Genomic DNA, 432 nt, shown 5'->3' with positions numbered 1-432 from the left:
CCGTTATAGAAGCGGGCAGTACTGTTGCAAAGACAGCTGGACGTATTCGAGGATTCCTCAACCACACCCACTACGAAGAGGACAGAGGCGAAGTACCTAATATTGACCGACCCTCGGAATCCGCGGGACCGTCAGACTAACTGTCTCTGGGTCTCTTCGGTGTTCTGAATTTAGGCAAACTAGCAGCTGCTGGCCCAACTCTTTCCTCAGAGAGAGTCGTGATATATGCCGTACTAGTTACTCGCCGAACCCCTGTTCACCATACCCATCTTCGCCGTACCCACGATACAATATCTCCCGCTTCAAAAGCACTGCAACTCCGAACGAGAGTCCAGTCGCAACAAGGGATAGAATGGTCCGTCGGGTCGCCTGCTCCGACTCCACGGTCCTAGTCTCTTCATCTGAAGACATCAGTACGGTGAGATAGTCCCC

The 432-nt window shown here is 52.8% G+C and carries 1 protein-coding gene and 1 pseudogene; one reads left to right on the top strand and one right to left on the bottom strand.

Annotated elements, in window-relative coordinates; genetic code table 11:
- A pseudogene (locus tag FY251_RS23930) lies at nucleotides 1-140 on the top strand (glycosyltransferase family 2 protein); the annotation flags it as partial.
- Between the two features lie 97 nt (nucleotides 141-237).
- Here the strand turns inward: FY251_RS23930 and FY251_RS22910 are convergent.
- Nucleotides 238-432, bottom strand: a 195-nt coding sequence (locus FY251_RS22910) for a hypothetical protein (protein ID WP_222847903.1), incomplete at its 5' end; no start/stop codon positions are given.

Source organism: Haloferax sp. KTX1 (genome assembly GCF_902410085.1).
Lineage (GTDB): Archaea > Halobacteriota > Halobacteria > Halobacteriales > Haloferacaceae > Haloferax > Haloferax massiliensis.
Note: the sequence above shows the minus strand (reverse complement) of the source record. Positions and strands in the feature narration are given on the sequence as shown.